Source organism: Streptomyces sp. NBC_00385, from assembly GCF_035917155.1.
GTDB classification, from domain to species: domain Bacteria; phylum Actinomycetota; class Actinomycetes; order Streptomycetales; family Streptomycetaceae; genus Streptomyces; species Streptomyces poriferorum.
Map to the genome: position 1 here is coordinate 6,016,252 of NZ_CP107951.1, position 20,442 is coordinate 6,036,693.

17 protein-coding genes and 1 pseudogene are annotated in these 20,442 nt (G+C 71.6%); 9 read left to right on the forward strand and 9 right to left on the reverse strand.

What is annotated here, in order from left to right; genetic code table 11:
- Positions 1–232: 232 nt before the first annotated feature.
- From OG959_RS26825 to OG959_RS26835, 3 genes are all read right to left on the reverse strand, one after another.
- The gene (locus OG959_RS26825; protein ID WP_326662469.1) at positions 233–1,030 is read right to left on the reverse strand and encodes a VOC family protein; all 798 of its coding nucleotides are present in this window, start codon (positions 1,028–1,030) and stop codon (positions 233–235) included.
- A gap of 80 nt (positions 1,031–1,110) precedes the next feature.
- On the reverse strand, positions 1,111–2,460 hold the full coding sequence (locus tag OG959_RS26830; protein WP_326662471.1) for a carboxyl transferase domain-containing protein: 1,350 nt from the start codon (positions 2,458–2,460) through the stop codon (positions 1,111–1,113).
- Positions 2,453–3,910 carry an acyl-CoA synthetase gene (locus OG959_RS26835; RefSeq protein WP_326662473.1) on the reverse strand — a complete coding sequence of 486 codons (1,458 nt, stop codon included), beginning with the start codon at positions 3,908–3,910 and terminating at the stop codon, positions 2,453–2,455. The genes OG959_RS26830 and OG959_RS26835 overlap by 8 nt, the downstream gene beginning before the upstream one ends.
- Before the next feature lie 286 nt (positions 3,911–4,196).
- Between OG959_RS26835 and OG959_RS26840 the strand changes: the two genes are divergently transcribed.
- Complete coding sequence (locus OG959_RS26840; protein ID WP_326662475.1) at positions 4,197–6,659, forward strand: PQQ-dependent sugar dehydrogenase; 2,463 nt, start codon at positions 4,197–4,199, stop codon at positions 6,657–6,659.
- Positions 6,660–6,666: 7 nt separating this feature from the next.
- Positions 6,667–8,850, forward strand: a complete 2,184-nt coding sequence (locus OG959_RS26845; RefSeq protein WP_326662477.1) for a ThuA domain-containing protein — start codon at positions 6,667–6,669, stop codon at positions 8,848–8,850.
- A 68-nt stretch (positions 8,851–8,918) separates the two neighbouring features.
- Here OG959_RS26845 and OG959_RS26850 read toward each other — a convergent pair whose 3' ends face one another.
- Positions 8,919–10,133: an MFS transporter gene (locus OG959_RS26850; RefSeq protein ID WP_326662479.1), complete on the reverse strand. Its 1,215-nt coding sequence runs from the start codon at positions 10,131–10,133 to the stop codon at positions 8,919–8,921.
- A gap of 133 nt (positions 10,134–10,266) precedes the next feature.
- On the opposite strand from OG959_RS26850, the gene OG959_RS26855 reads away from it, so the two are divergent.
- Positions 10,267–10,698, forward strand: coding sequence for an Lrp/AsnC family transcriptional regulator (locus OG959_RS26855; protein WP_326662481.1), 432 nt, complete (start codon positions 10,267–10,269; stop codon positions 10,696–10,698).
- On the opposite strand, the gene OG959_RS26860 is transcribed toward OG959_RS26855, so the two are convergent.
- The 3 genes from OG959_RS26860 to OG959_RS26870 all read right to left on the reverse strand — a co-directional run bounded on the left by OG959_RS26860 (position 10,676) and on the right by OG959_RS26870 (position 14,032).
- Positions 10,676–12,259 carry a GAF domain-containing sensor histidine kinase gene (locus OG959_RS26860; RefSeq protein WP_326662483.1) on the reverse strand — a complete coding sequence of 528 codons (1,584 nt, stop codon included), beginning with the start codon at positions 12,257–12,259 and terminating at the stop codon, positions 10,676–10,678. The genes OG959_RS26855 and OG959_RS26860 overlap by 23 nt on opposite strands.
- A gap of 18 nt (positions 12,260–12,277) precedes the next feature.
- Complete coding sequence (locus tag OG959_RS26865) at positions 12,278–13,315, reverse strand: rod shape-determining protein (RefSeq protein ID WP_148017416.1); 1,038 nt, start codon at positions 13,313–13,315, stop codon at positions 12,278–12,280.
- Positions 13,316–13,453: 138 nt separating this feature from the next.
- A complete protein-coding gene (locus OG959_RS26870) occupies positions 13,454–14,032 on the reverse strand; it encodes a hypothetical protein (protein WP_326662486.1) in 579 nt (192 codons plus the stop codon).
- Between the two features lie 78 nt (positions 14,033–14,110).
- Between OG959_RS26870 and OG959_RS38750 the strand changes: the two are divergent.
- Positions 14,111–14,455: pseudogene (locus OG959_RS38750) on the forward strand (SCO2400 family protein); the annotation flags it as partial.
- A gap of 47 nt (positions 14,456–14,502) precedes the next feature.
- Here OG959_RS38750 and OG959_RS26875 read toward each other — a convergent pair.
- The gene (locus OG959_RS26875) at positions 14,503–14,847 is read right to left on the reverse strand and encodes a hypothetical protein (RefSeq protein ID WP_326662488.1); all 345 of its coding nucleotides are present in this window, start codon (positions 14,845–14,847) and stop codon (positions 14,503–14,505) included.
- Positions 14,848–14,912: 65 nt separating this feature from the next.
- The gene (locus OG959_RS26880; RefSeq protein ID WP_326662490.1) at positions 14,913–15,356 is read right to left on the reverse strand and encodes a MarR family winged helix-turn-helix transcriptional regulator; all 444 of its coding nucleotides are present in this window, start codon (positions 15,354–15,356) and stop codon (positions 14,913–14,915) included.
- A gap of 165 nt (positions 15,357–15,521) precedes the next feature.
- On the opposite strand from OG959_RS26880, the gene OG959_RS26885 reads away from it, so the two are divergent.
- The 5 genes from OG959_RS26885 to OG959_RS26905 all read left to right on the forward strand — a co-directional run bounded on the left by OG959_RS26885 (position 15,522) and on the right by OG959_RS26905 (position 20,432).
- Complete coding sequence (locus OG959_RS26885; RefSeq protein WP_326662492.1) at positions 15,522–16,541, forward strand: NADP-dependent oxidoreductase; 1,020 nt, start codon at positions 15,522–15,524, stop codon at positions 16,539–16,541.
- Positions 16,542–16,631: 90 nt separating this feature from the next.
- Positions 16,632–17,060 carry an organic hydroperoxide resistance protein gene (locus OG959_RS26890; RefSeq protein WP_326662494.1) on the forward strand — a complete coding sequence of 143 codons (429 nt, stop codon included), beginning with the start codon at positions 16,632–16,634 and terminating at the stop codon, positions 17,058–17,060.
- Between the two features lie 209 nt (positions 17,061–17,269).
- Positions 17,270–18,628 (forward strand): extracellular solute-binding protein, encoded by a 1,359-nt coding sequence (locus tag OG959_RS26895; protein ID WP_326662496.1) that lies wholly within the window; start codon positions 17,270–17,272, stop codon positions 18,626–18,628.
- Positions 18,625–19,566, forward strand: a complete 942-nt coding sequence (locus tag OG959_RS26900; protein ID WP_326662498.1) for a carbohydrate ABC transporter permease — start codon at positions 18,625–18,627, stop codon at positions 19,564–19,566. Before OG959_RS26895 ends, OG959_RS26900 begins: the two co-directional genes overlap by 4 nt.
- Positions 19,563–20,432: a carbohydrate ABC transporter permease gene (locus OG959_RS26905; RefSeq protein WP_326662500.1), complete on the forward strand. Its 870-nt coding sequence runs from the start codon at positions 19,563–19,565 to the stop codon at positions 20,430–20,432. The genes OG959_RS26900 and OG959_RS26905 overlap by 4 nt, the downstream gene beginning before the upstream one ends.
- The last annotated feature ends 10 nt before the right edge of the window (positions 20,433–20,442 follow it).

The following is a 20,442-nucleotide window of genomic DNA, read 5'->3' on the forward strand; positions in this document are numbered from 1 at the left end:
GACGCAGTTGTCCAGAGCTTCTTCCGGCCGGTGCATCACGGCCGGTCGCTACCATGCTCCGCGATCGAATCCCTGACCGAACTCCCGGAAACGGCCGATGCGTCGCCGTGACTTGTGGCGGGATCGCGTGTGTGGTCGCGGTGGTGCTGTTGGCGCTGCGGTCCCCGGTTCGCGCGCTACGACGCGCGCGCACCCGACAGGCTCTGATCCGGCGGCCGGTCCGTGCCACCGGTCAGGAGACGTCCTCGATCTCGGGCATGTCGCCCCCGGTCGTCGTCCCGTCGATCAGCGAGAACGCGGCGCCCTGCGGATCGGTCAGCGCGGCGAACCGGCCGAACGGCATGGTCATCGGGCCGAACCGGAGTTCCGCCCCGAGTGCCTTCGCCTTCTCCACCGCGGCGTCGCAGTCGGCGACGCCGAAGTAGACGTTCAGATGCGCCGGCACCTCGGGCGGGAACTCCTCGGTCATCTTCATCCGGCCGAGGACGGCGTCCGAGCCCAGGTCGTACAGCGTGAAGTCGACCGCGTCGTCGACCATGCGCTTCACCCCGTACCCGAAGACCGCCGGGAAGAAGGCGTCCGCCTTGTCCGGCTCCCGGGTGAAGATCTCGGCCCAGGCGTACGCACCGGGCACCGTCCGCGCCTCGAAGCCCTCGTGGGTGCCCGCCTGCCACACCCCGAAGGCCGCACCGCCCGGGTCGCTCGCCAGCACCATCGTCCCGAACTCACCGACCTGCATCGGCTCCACCAGGACCGTGCCGCCGTTCTCGCGGATCTTGGCGGCGGTGGCCGCCGCGTCCGGCGAGGCGAGGTACAGACACCAGGCGGGGGGTACGTCCTGGCCGGGCATGGGCGGGGACAGGGCGGCGACCGCCTTGCCGTCCACGTAGGCCTGCGTGTAGTTGCCGTACTCGGGCAGCGACTCGCCGTACGTCCAGCCCAGCACCTCGCCGTAGAAGCGCTTCGCGCCTTCCAGGTCGCCGAACGTCGCGTCGGCCCAGCACGGTGTGCCCTGTGGTTCTGCGGCCATGGCCGGTCATCTCCTCACGTGGGAACGGGCCCCTTTGCCACGCTAGCCATCCCTCGCCCCTCCTGCGCGCCGGACACGGGTCACCGTCCCGGCGGGCCCCGTCGTACGACCGAGCGGGCGACGCCGAGGTCCACCAGGTCCTGCGGGCGCAGCCGCAGCTGGCCGGCCGTGGCGTGCACCTGGTCCGGGGAGCGCTTGAGGATCGCCGCGGCGAGCTCCGGAGCGATGACGGAGAAGTAGCTGTCCGCGGTGACGTGGGTGTTGTCCGGCGCCGTCAGGGCCAGCGCTCCGCCCGAGCCGCCCTCGCCGATCACCAGCGTCGTGACGGGGACCCGTGCGGCCGCTACCGCCGCGAAGGCGTCGGCGATGGCCGCGCCCGCACCGGCGCGCTCCGCCGCCGCGTCGTTGGCCGCGCCCGGGGTGTCGACCAGGGTGAGGACCGGGACCCCGAGCCGGTCGGCCAGCCGGATCACCCGGGCCGCGGTGCGGTAGCCGGCCGGGCGGGTCGCGGTACCGCACTGCGCCACGTAGGCGACGGGCTGACCGTCGTGCAGCCCGAACCCGCACAGCAGCCCCGGATCCGTGCCCCCGCAGCGGTCGCCGCTCAGCGGCAGCCGCACGGTGAAGTACGCGTCCAGATACGCCTCGGCGTGCGGCCGGGACGTGGACCGGGCCCGGACCACCGCGTCCCAGCCGGTCCGGGGGAGTCCGGCCGAGGAGAGCGCGGCCGGGACCGGGGCGGGGGCGGGCGGGGTGTCGCGGTGGGCGAGCAGCCGGAGCCAGTGGCCCACCGTGTCCGGCAGCTCGCCCGGCGGGACGACCGCGTCGGTCTGGCCGGCCGCCAGCTGGCCCTCGGCGGTGTAGGCGCCCGGGTCCGCGTCCGCCGGCCGCACCCGGGAGCCGGCGAACCCGACCTGGGCGCCCGGGAGTGCCAGGATCACGTCGGCGCCCGCCCCCAGGGTCGCCCAGCCGCCGCCGGTCGTCGGGTCGCGCAGGACCGCGAGCTGCGCCGGTCCGGCCGCGCGCAGCCGGGCCGAGGCGCGGGCCACCCGGTGCAGCTGGGTGAGCGCGATCATGCCCTCCTGCATCCGGCTGCCACCCGTCGCGATGAGCGAGACGAGGGGCAGCCGCCGGGTCATGGCCTCCTCGTACGCCGCCTCCAGCCGGTCGCCGGTGCGCTGTCCGAGCGAGCCGCCGAGGAAGCCGAACTCGAAGGAGATCAGCACGCAGGGCCGGCCGCCGACCGTGGCGGTGCCGTGGACGACGGACTCCTGCTCGCCGGTCCGGGCGGTGGCCCGGGCCCGGGACTCGGCGTACCCGGACCAGTCGAGCGGCCCGTCGCCCGCGCTGTCCCCGGCGGGTACGGCGGACTCGGTGAAGTCGGCGGTGAGGGCGGCGATCGCCTCGCGGGCCGTCGGGCGGTCAGCCATGGAGGGACCGCTTCATGATCTTGCCCAGGTCGTTGCGCGGCAGCGCGTCCAGGTAGCGGACCGTGCGCGGGCGCTTGTGCGGCGACAGCCGGGCCGCGACGTGGTCCGCCAGCTCGGCGGCCGAGGGCGGGGCGGCAGGGTCGGCCGGCACCACCCAGGCGACGACGCGCTCGCCCAGGTCCGGGTCCGGCTCACCGGTGACGGCGGCCTCCCGGACGCCCGGGTGGTCCAGCAGCGCGTTCTCGATCTCACCGGCGCCGATCTTGTAGCCGCCGCTCTTGATCAGGTCGGTGGCCTTGCGGCCCACGATCCGTACGTATCCGTCGGGGTCGAGCGTGGCCATGTCGCCGGTGCGGAACCAGCCGTCGGCGGTGAGGGCCGCGGCGGTGGCATCGGGGCGGTTCAGGTACTCGGTGAACAGGTTCGGGCCGCGCACCTGGATCTCGCCGATGGACGCGGGGTCGGCGAGCGGGGTGCCGTCCTCCTCCACCAGGCGGAGCTCGACGCCGTGCAGGGGCGGGCCGACCGTGCCGGGACGCGGTTCGCCGTCGGCCCGGACGCCCGTGTTCATCAGCGTCTCCGTCATGCCGTACCGCTCGATGACCCGGCGGCCGGTCGCGGCCGCGATCCTCTCGTGGTCGTGGACCGGCAGCGCGGCCGACCCGGAGACCAGCAGCCGTGCGCCCGCGAGGGCCTTCGCGAGGCCGTCCGACGCCGAGGGGTCCGCAAGCGCTTCCGCGAGCCGGTGGTACATCGTCGGCACGCCGAACAGCATCGTCCCGCCGGAGCTCAGTTCCCGGGCCGCGCCCTCGGTGGAGAACCGGCCGAGGTGGCGTACGGAACCGCCCCGGCGCAGCGGGCCGAGGATGCCCAGGATCAGACCGTGTACATGGAACAGGGGCAGGGCGTGGACGAGGACGTCGTCCCCGGTCCACTGCCAGGCGTCCTCCAGGGCGTCCAGCGAGGCGGCGATCGCCCGGCGCGGCAGGACGGCGCCCTTGGGCGGGCCGGTGGTGCCGGAGGTGTACACGACCAGGGCGGGGGACTCGGGGGAGGGCTCGGGGAACTCCGCGTCCGTGCGGGCCGGGGCCGCCACGGACACGTCCAGCCGTCGCAGCCCGGCCAGCGCGGGCGGCAGCACGTCACCGGCCGCGGCCAGCACGGTCGAGGGCGCGCTGTCGGCGACGATGTGCGCCAGTTCCTGTTCGCCCGTCTTCGGGTTCAGCGGTACGGCGGGCACGCCCGCCCGTAGTGCGGCGACCACCGCGACCACGGTCTCCGGGGCCGGGGCGGCCCAGACCGCGACCCGCCCGGCGTCGGCGATGCGGGCAGCGAGTGCATCCGCCGCTGCGCCCAACTGCGCGTAGTTCAGGGTTTGTTCGCCGAAACGGACGGCTTCGCGGGAAGCTGTCGGGCCGGCCGTGTCCTGGAGTGCAGGCAAGAGTGGCATCACTCTCCGAAGCCTAATTCGGTGAAGCGCTTCCGGCCTCAGAGCTTTACCCGAGCCGCGGTGCGGGTGGCTGTACGGGGCAATCGAGGGGATTTGGTTGTGACCTTGACAAATTAATTTTGCGTTGCCAGCATGCAAAAAGTTCACTCCGGTCGAGCATTCTGACGTGATCGAAGAGAAAAAACCTGGTCACGCCGCTCTTCTCGTCCGGCCGCACATGCACGTCGCAAAGCGCGACAGCGCCTTGTCCTGACAACCCCACGCACCGTCAGGAAGGAAAGCGTTCATGTCCTTATCGCCCCCACTGTGGGCCAGAGCCGTCACCGCCCTCACCCTGGTGGCCACCGGCGGCCTCGCCTCCGGCACCGCGGCCGCCGCGCCCGCCGCCCCCACCGCGGTCCACGCCCCGGCCGACATTCCCGCAGCCGACTACCAGCAGGTCCAACTGGCCCTCGGCGCCGCCGAACTGGGCGAGGCCATGTCCCTCGCCGTCCTCCCGGACCGCTCGGTCGTCCACACCGCCCGCGACGGCACGGTCCGGCTCACCGACGCCTCCGGGGCGACGAAGACGGCGGGCAAGCTCAATGTCTACACGCACGACGAGGAAGGGCTCCAAGGGGTCGCGGCAGACCCGGACTTCGCGAACAACCGCCATATTTACCTCTATTACTCGCCCGCACTGAACACCCCGGCCGGTGACGCCCCCGTCACCGGTTCCGCCGCCGACTTCGAGGCATGGAAGGGGCACCTCAACCTCTCCAGGTTCACGCTGAAGGCCGATGGGACCCTGGACGCCGCGAGTGAGAAGGTGCTGCTCGAAGTCGCCAACGACCGGGGCCAGTGCTGCCACGTCGGCGGTGACATCGACTTCGACGCGGCCGGGAACCTCTATCTGACCACCGGCGACGACACCAACCCCTTCGAGTCGGGCGGTTACGCGCCGATCGACGAACGGACCGACCGCAACCCGCAGTTCGACGCCCAGCGCTCCTCCGGGAACACCAACGACCTGCGCGGGAAGCTCCTGCGGATCAGGCCGACGGCCGACGGCGGCTACACCGTCCCGTCCGGCAACCTCTTCGCCCCCGGCACCTCCGGCACCCGCCCGGAGATCTACGCCATGGGCTTCCGCAACCCGTTCCGGATGTCCGTCGACAAGCCGACCGGCACCGTCTACATCGGCGACTACGGCCCCGACGCCGGCACCACCGACGCCGGCCGCGGCCCCAGCGGCCAGGTGGAGTTCGACCGCGTGACCGGTCCCGGCAACTTCGGCTGGCCGTACTGCACGGGCACGAACACCGCCTCGGAGACGTACAACGAGTACACCTTCCCGGCCGGCCCGTCCGGCGCGAAGTACGACTGCGCGGGCGGCCCGGCCAACAACTCCTTCCGCAACACCGGTCAGCCGAAGCTCCCCGCCGTGCAGCCCGCCTGGATCAGGTACGCGGGTGACGCGGGCTCCCCGCCCGAGTTCGGCGGCGGCTCCGAATCACCGATGGCGGGTCCCGTCTACCACTACGACGCCGGCCTCGAATCGGCGGTGAAGTTCCCCGCCTCGCTCGACGGCCGCTTCTTCGCCACCGAGTACGGCCGCAAGTGGATCAAGCCGGTCGAGGTGGAGGCCGACGGCTCACCCGGAACGATCGACACCTTCCCCTGGACCGGGACCCAGGTCATGGACTCCGCGTTCGGCCCGGACGGTGCGCTGTACGTCCTGGACTACGGCACGGGCTCCGGCAACCAGGCGCTCTACCGCGTCGAGTACCTGGCGGGCAGCAACCGCTCACCGGTCGCCGCGGCCGCCGCGGACCGCGTCTCGGGCCCCGCCCCGCTCGCCGTGGCCTTCTCGTCGGCCGGCAGCGCGGACCCCGAGGGCGGGGCGCTGAGCTACTCGTGGGACTTCGGTGACGGAGCCACCTCCACCGAGGCCGACCCGCACCACACCTACACCACCGCCGGGACCTTCCGCCCGACCCTGACGGTCACCGACCCCGACGGGCTCACGGGCACGGCCAGCCTCGTCGTGACGGCGGGCAACACCGCCCCCACCGTCACCCTGACGACCCCGGTCGACGGGGCGCTCTTCTCCTTCGGCGACTCCATGCCCTTCACCGTCACCGTCACCGACCCGGAGGACGGCACGGTCGACTGCTCGAAGGTGAAGGTCACCTATCTCCTCGGTCACGACAGCCACCGCCACCAGATCACCTCGAAGAACGGCTGCTCCGGCACCCTCGACGTCCCCGTCGACGGTGAGCACGACAGCGCGGCCAACATCTACGGGGTCTTCGACGCCGAGTACACCGACGCGGGCGGACTGACCACGCACAGCGACAGCGTCCTGCAGCCCCGCCACCGGCAGGCCGAGCACTTCGCCGCCCAGTCCGGTATCGAACCCGCCCAGCACGGCACCGCCGAGGGCGGTGCCACGGTCGGCTTCACCGACGACGGTGACTGGGTCTCCTTCGAGCCGTACGCACTCGGCAACGCCTCCCACGTCTCGGCCCGGGTCTCCTCCGCCGGCCCCGGCGGCACGATCGAACTCCGCGCCGGCTCCACCACGGGCACGCTGCTCTCCACCCTGACCGTCGCACCCACCGGCGGCTGGGAGACCTTCACGGACGTGTCCGCCGACGTGAGCAACGCACCCGCGGGCTCCACCGAACTCTTCCTCGTCTTCAAGGGCCCCACGGGCCAGGGGAATCTGTTCGACATCGACGCCTTCACCTTCGAGACGGAAGGGTGACCGACGGATGAGACGCCAACTGGCCCGGCGCGCACGCCATATCGCGTGCGCCGCCGCGCTGACCCTCGGCACGGCCCTGCTGGCCCCCGCCCCCGCGGGAGCCGCCGCTGCTGCCGCCGACCCGTACGACGTGCTGGTCTTCTCCAGGACCGCCGGATTCCGGCACGACTCCATCCCGGCCGGCATCACCGCGATCCAGGAGCTCGGCGGGTCGGACGGCTTCACCGTCACGGCCACCGAGGACGCGGGGGCCTTCACCCCGCAGAACCTCGCCGGATACGAGGCCGTGGTCTTCCTCAGCACCACCGGCGACGTCCTGGACACCGCGCAGCAGGACGCGCTGTCGGCGTACGTCGACGGGGGCGGCGGATTCGTCGGCGTCCACGCGGCCGCCGACACCGAGTACGACTGGCCGGCGTACGAACACCTCGTCGGCGCCTGGTTCAAGAGCCACCCGGCGATCCAGCAGGCGAAGGTCGTCACCGAGGACCACGCCCATCCGGCGACCGTACACCTCGACGACGCCTGGACCCGGACCGACGAGTGGTACAACTACCGCACCGATCCCCGCGACGACGTCCATGTGCTGCAGAGCCTCGACGAAAGCAGCTACACGGGCGGGGAGATGGGCGGCGACCACCCCATCACCTGGTGCCATCCGCAGCAGCAGGGCCGGTCGTTCTACACCGGCCTCGGCCACACCATCGAGTCCTACGGCGATCCGGACTTCCGCCAACTCCTGCTCGGCGGCATCCAGTACGCCGCCGGAGCGGTACAGGCCGACTGCGGCGCCACAGACCCGGACCCCGGTGACACGGCCGTGGAGGCGGAGTCGTACACCTCCTCGTCCGGCGTGCAGAGCGCCGCACACGCGGGAGCGGGCGGCGGGGCCACGCTCGGCTACATCGACAACGGTGACTGGGCGGGCTACGCCTCCGCCGAGACGGCCGGGGCCACCTCCTTCACCGCCAGGGTCTCCTCGGCCGGGGCGGGCGGCACCGTCGAGGTGCACGCGGGATCGGCCACCGGACCGCTGCTCGGATCGGTGGACGTCGCACCCACCGGCGGCTGGGAGACCTTCACGGAGGTGACCGGAGCCCTCACTGCCGGTTCGGGCCCGCTGTTCCTGAAGTTCACCGGGGGAGCGGGCTCCCTCTTCGACATCGACAGCTTCACCCTGTCCCGGGAGTCGCCGGCCGTGGCGGAGGGTTCCTCCGACGTCCACCTCTTCTACTACCCGTGGTACGGAACGCCGGAGACGAACGGCAGCTGGCGCCACTGGGAACAGGGCGGCCACACCCCGCCGGACGACATCGGCGCCGACCTCTACCCGAAGCTGGGCCCGTACGACTCCGGTGACATCGCCGGGGCCGTCGAGCAGCACATGAAGTGGATCGAGCGGTCGGGTGCGGGCGTCATCGTCTACAGCTGGTGGGGGCAGGGCGGTTACGAGGACTCCCTCGCCGGCCAGGTCCTGGACGCCGCCGCCCGGCACGGGATCAAGGTCGCCTGGCACATCGAGCCGTACAGCGGCAGGACCGCGGCGTCCGTGGTCGACGACATCGCCTACCTGAACAGCACGTACGGCGACAGCCCCGCCTACTACCGGGACGCGGAGCACGGAAACCGCCCCGCGTTCTACGTCTTCGAGAGCCTGAGGATTCAGGACTGGTCGGCCCTGGACGCCGTGCGGGACAGCGCCATCGTCCTCGCGCAGACCACCGACACCACCAAGGTCGCGCACTTCGGCGGCATCTACACCTACGACGGCATCGCCGGCGCCACCGCCCCCGGCTGGCAGCAGGCAGGGGCGTACGCGAAGGCCAACGGCCTGGTCTGGGCGCCCTCGGTGGCCCCCGGATACATCGACGACCGTGCCGTACCCGGCAACACCACGCCCACCCTGGGCCGGGACGACGGCGCCTCCTACGACCTGGAGTGGAGCAACGCACTCGACCCGGCCATCGGCGGATCACCCAGCTGGGTCTCCGTCACCTCCTTCAACGAATGGCACGAGGGCAGCCCGATCGAACCCGCGTCCAGCACCCCGCCCGCAGGGCACGGTTACCAGACCTACGAAGGGGCCTACGGGAAGACCGGGGCGGCCGCCGAGACGGCCTACCTCGACCGGACGGCGTACTGGGTGAACCGGTTCGAGCAGCAGCGCGCGGAGGCTGCGGCCCGACGCTGACCCGGCCCACGGCGAACGGCAGCGTCCCGGCGGGGACGCTGCCGTTCCTCTCGTGGCGCAGGGGTCTCTCAGGTGTCGCGCTGGATGGTCCGCATCCGCCCGTACGCGTACACACAGCCCGCCAGCGCCAGGTCGGACAGCAGCATGAAGCCGATCGAGTACGAGTCCTTCGCGCTGTAGATCGCCCCCATCACCAGCGGCGGCACGAAGCCGCCGAGGCCGCCCATCGCGCCGACGATGCCGGTGACACTGCCCACCTTCGCCTGCGGCGTCACCTGTGAGACCAGGGCGAAGACGCTGCCGCTCGCGGTGCCGAGCCCGGCCGCCATGACGAGCAGGGCGATCGTGCCGCCGGGCACCAGCTTCGGGTCGAAGGCCTGGACGATGGCCATCAGGGCGGCGACGCCGAGTGCGAAGGAGGTCACGACCGCCGGATGCATGCGGTCCGAGAGCCAGCCGCCGATCGGCCGGAAGATGACCGTGACCAGGGCGAATCCGGCCGCCTTCGTGCCGGCGTCGGTCGGCGAGAGCTCGTACCAGGTCTTCAGGTACGTCGGCAGGTAGACGCCGAACGCGACGATGCCGCCGAAGCCGATCGCGTACAGCGCGGACAGCTCCCAGGTGACCCGCAGCCTGCCCGCCGCGCCGAGCCGGTGGGCCAGCGTGTCGGTGGGCACCTGGCGGCCCGGGCGGTCGTTGACCAGCACCGCCGCGAGCGCCGCGTACACCACGAGGGCGCCCGCGACCACGAGGAACGGCAGGTTGTCGCCGTGCTTGGCGATCCGCGGGGTGAAGTATCCGGACAGGGCGACGCCGCCCATGCCCATGCCGAACACACCGAGTGCGAGGCCGCGGTCCGCGGGCGGGAACCACGAGTTGACCAGGGGGATACCGATCGCGAACGTCGTTCCGCCGAGCCCCAGCAGAAAGCCCACGGCCAGCATCGCGCCGTAGGAGTCCTTCGCCGGGATCAGCAGCAGCACCGGCACGATGGTGAGCGCCGAGATCAGCGGGAACATCAGCCGCGCACCGTACTTGTCGGTGAGCGCGCCCACCGGGATGCGGCCCAGCGAGCCGACGAGCACCGGCACGGCCACCAGCAGGGACTGCTGGAACGAACTCAGGCCGAGCCGGTCCTTGTAGTCCGCGGACATGGGCGCGATCAGGTTCCAGGCCCAGAAGGTGAGCGCGAAGCCGATCGTGGCCATCACGAGGTTGCGGTAGGCGGCGCCGGAGGGCTTCTCGGCGGCCGGGGCCGGTGACTGCTTCGCTGCGGTATCCACACAGCCAGTCAAGGGCGGGAGTGGGCTGCGAGCCCGTCGGACTACTCCGAACGGGACCCCGTCCGCCCGGGCGCGCACGGGGGGTCCGCCGTCTCCGCAGTCGCGATCGGCCCGGAGCTGGGACAATCGCTGCATGGACCGTCTGGACAGAGAAATCCTCGGCGTCCTCCAGGAGGATGCGCGGATCTCGTACCGGGATCTGGGGACACGGGTCGGCCTCAGCGCCAACGCGGCCGCCGACCGGGTGCGCCGGCTGCGCAGGGACGGCGTCATCCGCGGCTTCACCGTGATCATCGACCCCGCCGCCGACACCCGGACCGGGCTCGTCGTCTTCATCGACGTGTCCCTGCGCTCGGACACCACCAACGAGGTGTTCGAGCGGGCAGTGTTGACCCTGCCCGGAATCACCGAAGTGGTGCATGTGACGGGCGCGCACGACTACCTCGTACGGGCCACGGCCGCCGACACCGCGGCGCTGGACGGCCTGCTGCGCAGGCTCAAGCGCGAGGCGGGCGTCGCCCACTCCAGCACCAGGATCGCGCTCAGAGCGGCTCCTGCCAGATGACGGTCGGCGCGCGCGAGCCGTCCGGTTCGCGCCCGTCGTCGGCGACCGCCAGCCGGACCCCGGACCTGCCGTCGGGCAGCACGGCCGTCGCGTCCACCTCCACCTCGATCGCCGAGACCCCGGCCCGCCGGTGCGCGGCCGCCAGCGCACCGCGCAGCGCGGCGAGCAGTTGCCCGTCCACCGGGTCCCGCACCAGCGCGTCCACCGCACCGGTGAAGTGCACCGAGGGCTGGAACCCGAGCACCGCGGCCGCGCCACTGATCTCCCGCAGCACCCGGCCGCGGAAGGTGGTGGGCGCCTCGGCGGGCGGCTGCTGGAGGGCGAAGATGGCGGTCCGCACCTCCTGGATCGTGGAGTCCAGCTCGTCCACGGCGCGGCCGAGCAGCTCGTCCGTGTCCTCGGCACCGGCCCGGCGGCGGGTCGACTCCAGCATCATCTCGGTGGCGAACAGCCGCTGGACGACGAGATCGTGCAGGTCACGGGCGATCCGGTCACGGTCCTCGTACACCGCGAGCTGCTCGCGGTCGTGCTGGGAGTCCGCCAGGACCAGGGCGAGCGCGGCCTGCGAGGCGAACTGGGAGGCCAGCAGCCGGTCCACGTCGGTGTAGGGGCGGGCGCCGCGCCGCCGGGGCAGGGCGAGGGTGCCGATGAGCCGCCCGCCGCTCTGCAGGGGCAGCATCATGCTCGGGCCGAAGCGGGAGCGCACCGGGGTGGTCATCCGCGGATCGGTCGCCGAGTCGTCGATGAAGACGGCCTCGCCGCCCAGCAGCTGGACGAGGACGGGGGAGCCGGGGGCGATCGCCGTGCCCACCAGACCGGCCGGGTCCTCCAGGGTGGAGGCGACGACGATCTCCATCCCACCCTCCTCGTTGGGCTGGAGGATCACCCCGGCCGCCGCGTCGCTGAGCATCCTGGCCCGTTCGGCCACGGTCATCAGGGCGTCGGAGGCGTTCTCGCCGGTCAGCAGCGTGTTGGTGACCGCGGCCGCGCCCTCGATCCAGCGCTCGCGCTGCCGGGCGCTCTCGTACAGCCGGGCGTTGCCGATCGCGATGCCGGCCTGCGCGGCGAGGACGCGGAGCAGCGTCGTATCGGTGTCGGTGAAGTGCCCGGTCTCCTTCTCCGCGAGGTAGATGTTCCCGAACACCTTGCGGTGGACGCGGATCGGGGCGCCGAGGAACGTGTGCATCACGGGGTGGCCGGGCGGCACACCGCAGGAGCGCGGATCGTCGGCCAGGTCGTCGGAGCGCAGCGGCTCCGCCTGTTGGATGAGCGCGCCGAGCAGGCCCGTGTGCCCGTCGGGGAAGTCGCCGATGGCCGCCTGCTCGCTCTCGCTCAGCCCGGTGACGAACAGCTCGCTGATCGTGCCGGTCCCGGCGTCCAGGACCCCGAGCGCGCCGTAGCGGGCTCCGGTGAGCGCGGTCGCGGTGTCGACGATCTGCTGCAGGGTGGCCCGGAGTTCGAGGTCGGTGCCGACGCGCAGCACCGCCTCCAGCAGCATCGGCAGCCGCGGTGACCGGGGGACCCCGCGGCTGGGCGCCCGTTCGCTCGGCTCGTCGGTCATCCGCCGTGCCCGCGGGACTCAGCCGGCGAGCGGGTCGAGGACCATGGGGCTGATCTTCCCGTCCAGCATGGCGCCGAGCCCGAGGACGGAGCAGACGTCGGGCCGCTCGGCGATGTGCACCGGCATGCCCGTGGCGTCGCGGAGCATCTGGTCGAGCCCGGGCAGCAGGGCGCTGCCGCCGACCATCATGATCCCGCAGTCGGCGAGGTCGGCGACGAGGTCGGGCGGGCAGTCCCGCAGGATCTTGCCGAGCCCGTCGAGGACCGCGGTCAGCGGGGTGTGGATCGCCTGCCGGACGGCTGCGGTGTCGACCTGGACGGAGCGGGCGAGACCGGTCGCCACGTCCCGGCCGTGGATCTCGGTCACGGAGGGCCCGTGCGGGGTCAGTCCGGCGCCGCTGAGGGCCAGCTGGAGCGGGCGCACGGACTGGCTGGGCAGCACCAGCTCGTGGTACTGGCGCAGATGCTGGATCACCGCGTGGTCGATGGCGTCGCCGCCGATCGGGATGCGTACGGCGGTCACGATCGAGCCGAGCGAGAGGACCGCGATCTGGGTGGTCGCGGCCCCGCACACCATGATCATGGTGGCGGTCGGCTGTTCGACCGGCAGCCCGCAGCCGACGGCCGCCGCGATCAGGGTGTCGACGAGCTCGACGCGGCGCGCACCGAGTCCGACCAGGGTCTCCACGGCGGCACGCTGGGCGAGCGGATCGCTCTCGTGCGGGATGCAGGCGGCGGCGCGCAGGCGCGGCTTGCGGCGCAGCTGGCGGCGGAGCTTCTCGCCGAGCAGATGGCGCAGCATGCGCTGGGCCATCTCGATGTCGACGACGGTTCCGCCGGAGACGGGGCGGACCACCCGGATGTAGTCGGGGGTGCGGCCCGTCATCTGTTCGGCGAGCGCGCCGACGGCGATGAGCGAGCCCGTACGGGTGTTGACGGCGGCGACGCTCGGCTCGTCCACGACGAGCCCGAGCCCCTTGATGTACACCCGGGTCCGGGCGGCCCCGAGGTCGACGGCGACATGGCAACGGCGCAACTGCTCAAGGCTGACGGTCACGGCAGGTTCTCCCGAGAGCGCTGATGGCGGGGACCGACGGGCAGCCGGTTCTCTTCGAATCGTGCGCCGTTCGGGGGCGTGGCGCCCGCTGGGATACGCCGTAGGGGGTACGGAGCTGACGGCTCGTCGGCGCGGCTCTCAGGCGCCCGGCACGCCGGGGAGCAGCCGCTGGAACAGGCCCCAGGTGAACTCGGCGACGTACGGGGTGCCGGTGGCCGCGTCCGTGATCGCGAGCGCCCAGCGGGTCGGCGCGCTGCCCTCCATCGGGCGGGCCGGCGCGAAGGCCCGGGCCACCTCGTTCACGGTGCACGACCAGGGGCGCAGTTCCCCGGCCGGCCCGAGCACGGGGGCGGTCGCTCCCGGCGCCCGGACCAGCCACTCGTTCCACACCGCGCCGCCCGGCGCCACCATCACCTCGAACCGCAGGTCGGGCCAGAGCGGGACCGGCCAGAACAGCGCGTCGCACTCCAGATCGCCGACCGCGCGGCGCAGGGACGACTCGGGCTCCCCGAGCACGGACCGGTAGCGGCGCAGCGCCCCCCGTCCGCGCGGCGCCCGCGACATGGCCTGCCAGCGGCGGTTGGCCTCACGCATCTCGGCGAGGGTGGCACTCAGCTCGTGCCGGGCGTCCTCGACGAGGCCGGGCTGGTGGTCTGCCATCCGGCGCAGCAGGACGAGCTGGAACTCACGGGGGCCGAAGGGGGCGGCAGTGGTCATGGAACCAACGGTTCCACACAGGATCCTCACCTGAGCGGCTTTCTCCGTTGTCCGGTGGGCGTCTAACCTGCGGGCGCCATGGATTACTGCCAGCCCTGTCAGCGGCATCTGAACGGCGCCCTGGCCTGTGCCGGATGCGGAACCCCCGCTCAGGCGCTGAGCCCCTACGCCGCGTCCCCGCCCCTCGGCCACGAGCCGGAAGCGGGGGACGAACAGGCCGCGCCGCCCCAGTACGGGGGGCATCGCCGCCGGGAGCGCGATGCTGCCCGGACGCGGGGCGGGACGCACGGCGGACGCGGTCCGGGCCGCCGGCGTACGGCACCCGCCGAGCGGCCGCGCCGGGGCCGCCGCGGCCGCAGCCGCCGGGGCCGTACGGTGTTGCTGGCGCTGCTCGGGGTGGTCCTGGCGGCCGGCGCGCTGAGTCTGGCCGAGCTCGCGACAGAACCGGACGGTGGCGACGGAGCCTCGGACTACGTACGCGAATCGACGTCCGTCACCACCGCTCCCGCACCGGAGCCGACGGTGAGCGACACGGCGGAGCCGCCCGGGCCGGTGAGGAGTCCCTCGGGCACCCCCTCGGCCGTCCCGGCCACCGTGACGCGCTCCCCGGGCGCCACCCGGTCCTCCCGGGCCACGGACGAGGCGCGTCCGGGTGGAGCCACCTCCGCGCCGGCGGCCCCGGCTCCGGTCTCCTCCGTACCGCCTTCGCCGGCCGCGTCGCCCACCACCGGCGGGCCGTCGGAGCCGGGCGGTACGGGCGACGCCCCGTCGCCGTCCGCGAGCCCGCCGCGGCCCACCCCCACGCCGACACCCACACCGTCGCCGACCCCTTCGGACGACGACTGCTGGTTCCCCTGGTTCTGCTGAGGAGCCAGGACCTTCAGGACAGGCCGGCCGGGTCCATGCCCAGCATCCGGCGCAGCAGGTCCCGCAGCACCGCGCGGTCCGAGTCGGAGAGCCCGGCCAGGGGCTCGCGGGCGAAGTCGAGGGATGCGCGGAGCTCGCGGGCCGTGCGTGCCCCCTTCTCCGTGGGGGCGGCCAGCTTCACCCGGCGGTCGGCCGGGTCGGGCCGCCGCTCGACCAGGCCCCGCGCCTCCAGCCGGTCGACTATGCCGGTCACGTTGGACGGCTCGCACTTCAGCTTCTGCGCGATCCGGCGCATCGGCAGCGGGTCCAGCGAGAGCAGGCCGAGGACCCGCGCCTGGGCACCGGTGAGGCTGTGGGCGGCCGCGGCCTGCTCGTACTCCTCGTAATAGCGCGCCACGACCGCGCCGATCAGCTCGACGACTTCGAGGGTCAGCGGGTCCGTACGAGTGGTGGCCATGCGGCTCAGGATAGCCGGTTACTTGACAACATGAAATATCCAGGCGCATGGTTGTTTCACATCATGAAGCTTTTCGCTCAGCACGAACCGGCTCAGTACGAACCGGTGGAACGGCTTCCGCACCACCCTTCCCGCACCCTCTAGGCATCGAGGAGATCCGAGCCCATGTCTGCAGCCCTTCCCACGTCCAGCCGTGAATGGCACCTCGTAGCCCGTCCGCACGGCTGGCCGAAGGCCGAGGACTTCGCGCTGCGTGAGGCTCCGGTCAGCGCCCCCGCCGAGGGCCGGGTCCTCGTCCGCAACCTGCACTTCTCGGTCGACCCGTACATGCGCGGCCGCATGAACGACGTGAAGTCGTACACCCCGCCGTTCAAGCTGGACCACCCCATGGAGGGCGGCGCGGTCGGCGAGGTCGTCGCGTCCGGCGCCGAGGGCTTCGCGGTCGGCGACCACGTGCTGCACGGCCTCGGCTGGCGCGAGTACGCCGACGTCCCCGCCAAGCACGCGGTGAAGGTCGACGCCTCCCTCGCCCCGCTCTCCGCCTACCTCGGCGTGCTGGGCATGACCGGACTCACCGCCTACGCGGGCCTGTTCGACGTGGCCTCCTTCAAGGAGGGCGACGCGGTCTTCGTGTCCGGCGCCGCCGGTGCGGTCGGCAGCCAGGTCGGCCAGATGGCCAAGCTCAAGGGCGCCTCGCGCGTCATCGGCTCCGCCGGCTCCGACGAGAAGGTCAAGCTGCTCGTCGAGGAGTACGGCTTCGACGCCGCGTTCAACTACAAGAACGGCCCCGTCGCGGAGCAGCTGCGCGAGGCCGCACCCGACGGCATCGACGTCTACTTCGACAACGTCGGCGGCGAGCACCTCGAAGCCGCGATCTCCTCGTTCAACGTGCACGGCCGCGCGACGATCTGCGGCATGATCGCCCAGTACAACGCGACGGAGCCGACCCCCGGCCCGCGCAACCTCGCCCTCGTCATCGGCAAGCGGCTGCGCCTGCAGGGCATGCTCGTCAACGATCACACCGATCTTCAGGGGCAGTTCGTCCAGGAAGTGGCCGGCTGGCTGGCCTCGGGTGAGCTGAAGTACCGCGAGACGGTCGTCGAGGGCATCGAGAACGGCTTCGACGCGTTCCTCGGTCTGCTCCGCGGCGAGAACACCGGAAAGATGATCGTCTCCCTCGGCTGAACCGCCGCTCCGGGCACCCGTTAGGCTCGTCCCAGGCCGTCGCGATCGTGGGCGCGAGTCGCGGCGCATCAGCAGGAGGAATCCTCAAGCATGACCATTCAGGACATAGCCGTCGCTTACACCGCCGTCGCCACCGCAGAGAACGGTCGTGACGGCCGGGTCGCCTCGGACGACGGCAAGCTCGACGTAGTCGTCAACCCGCCGAAGGAGATGGGCGGCAGCGGCGCGGGCACCAACCCGGAGCAGCTCTTCGCAGCCGGTTACAGTGCCTGCTTCCAGGGCGCGCTGGGTGTCGTGGCGCGCCAGGAGAAGGCCGACATCTCCGGATCCACGGTCACCGCCGCGGTCTCCATCGGCAAGACCGAGGCCGGTGGCTTCGGTCTGGAGGTCGCGATCACCGCGACCATCCCGAACGTCGACACGGCGACCGCGCAGGCGCTCATCGAGAAGGCCCACCAGGTCTGCCCGTACTCGAACGCCACGCGCGGCAACATCAAGGTGGCGCTCTCGGTCGTCTGACCGTCCGCACCGCCCGTACGCAGCCGAGGGCCGCACCCCGTGAGGGTGCGGCCCTCGGCCGTTTCGGCACTCCCGCCCGACCTCTGCTGTTCGGTATTCCGGACATTGTTCGGAATTCTTGCGCGACCCATTGACGCGCAAGCGCTTCGATTTTACGGTCCGTTCGAAGTTACGGGCAGCATTCGATATTTCGAATAGTGAGGGCGGTCATGGGACGACCTGGCCTGAATCGCAGGCAACTGATCACGGGGCTGGGCGGTGCGGCCGTCGCCGGCAGCTTCGGCTTCGCAGCGCTGGGAAGCGGTGCGGACGCCCTCGCGTCGAGCGCGGCCACCCGCGTCCGCTACTGGAACCTCTTCAGCGGCGGTGACGGCTACAACATGATCGCGATGCTGGACGCGTTCCGTAAGGAGCACCCCGACATCGACGTGAAGGACTCCACCCTCCAGTGGGGCAGCCCCTTCTACACCAAGCTCGCCATGGCGGCGGCGGGCAACCGCGCACCCGACCTCGGTGTCATGCACCTGGGCCGCGTCACCGGGTTCTCGCCCGGCCGCCTCCTGGACCCCTGGGACGTCGGCCTGCTCGCCAAGTACGGCGTGAAGGAAGCCGACTTCAACCCCGCGCTGTGGAAGCGCGCCGCCATCGACGGCAAGCTGTACGCCCTCCCGCTCGACATCCACGTCCAGCTCTGCTTCTACCGCAAGGACGTACTGGGCAAGGCCGGACTGCTCGGCGACGACGGGCGGATCGTGCCGGTCACGTCCACCGACGAGTGGTTCGACGTGCTCAAGGAGGCGAAGAAGGCCACGAAGAAGGGGCTGCAGACCATCGGCCTGTGGGCCAACGACCAGAACTTCCAGTGGTGGTTCTTCGTCGCCTTCTACACCCAGCTCGGCGGCACCTGGTTCGACGCCGTCGACTCCGACGTCACCTTCGACACCGACAAGGCCACCCAGGTCCTGGAGTTCATGCGCCGGCACATCACCGACGGGTACTCCGACCCGGGCTTCGCGGGCGCCGCCGGCGCCGAACAGTTCCTCAACGGCTCCCCGTTCTGCTGGGAGGGCAACTGGTCGGTGCCGGTGTTCTCCGGGGCGAAGATCGAGTACGGCGCGACTCCGCTGCCGCCCGTCTTCGGCAAGCAGGCAACCCACGCCGAATCGCACTCCTTCGTCCTGCCGCACCAGTCCGGCCGCGGCGGCGACGCCAACGAGGCCGCCCACGAACTCGCCGCCTACGTCGTCAAGCACGCACAGCAGTGGGCCGCCGGCGGCCACATCCCCGCCTACACCCCGACGCTTTCCACGGCCGCGTACCAGCACCTCGAACCGCAGAACGAGTACGCCGGCGCGATGGACCACCAGGCCACCGAGCCGAAGGTGTGGTTCGCGGGATCCACCGGCATCCTCGCCCAGCGCGTCGGACCGATCGCCGCGTCCTCGATGCTGGGCTCCGCCAAGCCGGAGGCCGCCGCCCGCCGCATGAAGAGCACACTCGCCGAGCTCCTCGCCATGAAGAACCCCATGGACGGCCGGACCGCGGCGCAGGCAGGTGCGGCCGCATGACGACGACCACACCGCAGACCGTCCTCGCACCCACCCGCGCGAGGACCGCCACCGACAGCGCCACGGCCCGCCGCAAGCAGGGCCTCCAGCACGGGGGATGGTTCGTCGCCCCGTTCCTCGTCCTGTTCGCCCTCTTCGTGATCTGGCCGCTGCTGCGCGGCATCTACCTCAGCTTCACGGACGCCAACATCTCCGGCGACGGCGCGGGCTTCATCGGCCTCGACAACTACCGCGAGGCCCTCCACGACCAGCTGATGTGGGACGCGCTCGGCCACAGCGCCTACTTCACGCTGCTCGTCGTGCCGTGCATCACGGTCCTCGCCTTCCTCCTCGCGATGCTCGCCCACCACATCCAGCGCGCCCAGTGGCTGTGGCGGCTGTGCTTCTTCATCCCGTTCCTGCTGCCGTCGACCGTCGCGGGCAACCTGTGGCAGTGGCTGTTCAACCCCGGTACGGGCATGGTCAACCACGTCTTCGGCCTCGACACGCCATGGCTGACCGACAAGTCGTACGCGATGCTCGCCGTCGTCCTCACCACCCTGTGGTGGACGGTCGGCTTCAGTTTCCTGCTCTACCTCGCCGCGCTCCAGGGCATCCCCGCGCACCTCTACGAGGCCGCGAAGCTGGACGGAGCGAACGCCTGGCACCGCATGGTCCACATCACCCTGCCCCTGCTGCGCAACATCACGGGCCTCGTGATCGCGCTGCAGATCCTCGCCTCGCTCCAGGTCTTCGACCAGGCCGTCGTGATGCAGGACTTCGGCCCGGGACCGGAGGGATCGACCCGCACCTTCGTGCAGTACACGCTCGAAGAGGGCTTCACCAGCTACCGCGTGGGATACGCCTCCGCCATCTCCATCATCTTCTTCGTGATCATCGCGGCCGTCGCCCTCGCGCGGATGTGGCTGCTGCGCAACCGTGAGGAGGGCGGCCGATGACCACCGACGCCGCACAGACACGTATCAAGTCCCGTACCCGCACGCCCTGGACGCCGAGCCAGATCGTGCTCACCCTCATCGGCACCGCCGTCTCCGCCGTCTTCCTGGCGCCGCTCGCCTGGGCCCTGTTCACCTCCCTCAAGTCGGAGACCGAGGCCGTCGAGGTGCCGACGCACTGGCTGCCGGAGGACTGGACGGGCCAGGCGTGGAAGGCCCTCTTCGAGACCGGCAACATCACCAACTGGTTCGTGAACTCGCTCGTCGTCTCCGTCTGCGTCACAGCCGTCGTGCTGCTCGTGAGCGCGCTCGCCGGATACGGCTTCGCCCGCACCGAGTTCAGGGGCAAGACCGTCCTGATGGGCGTGGTGATGGCGGGCCTGATGGTCTCGCCCGCCGTCCTCGGCGTCCCCCTGTTCACCACCGTCCAGCAGATGGGCATGGTCGACACCTACTGGGGCATGATCCTGCCGCAGTGCGCGCCCGCCGCGATGGTCTACATCCTCTACAAGTTCTTCCAGAGCATCCCGAAGGAGCTGGAGGAGGCCGCGTACATCGACGGCGCCGGCCGCTGGCGGGTGTTCTTCACCATCATCGTGCCGCTGTCCCGCCCCTCCCTCTCCGCGGTCGGCATCTTCACCTTCATCGCGTCCTGGAACAACTTCCTGTGGCCGTACATGGTGACCAACAACCCCGACCTGATGACCATGCCGAACGGCATCGCGACCGTCATGAACTCCTACGGCATCCAGTGGGCCCAGCTCATGGCCGGCGGGCTGATGGCGGGGCTGCCGCTGATCATCGTCTTCGTCTTCTTCCAGCGCCAGATCGTCAGCGGCGTCGCCCACACCGGCCTCGCAGGCCAGTGACCCGTACCGA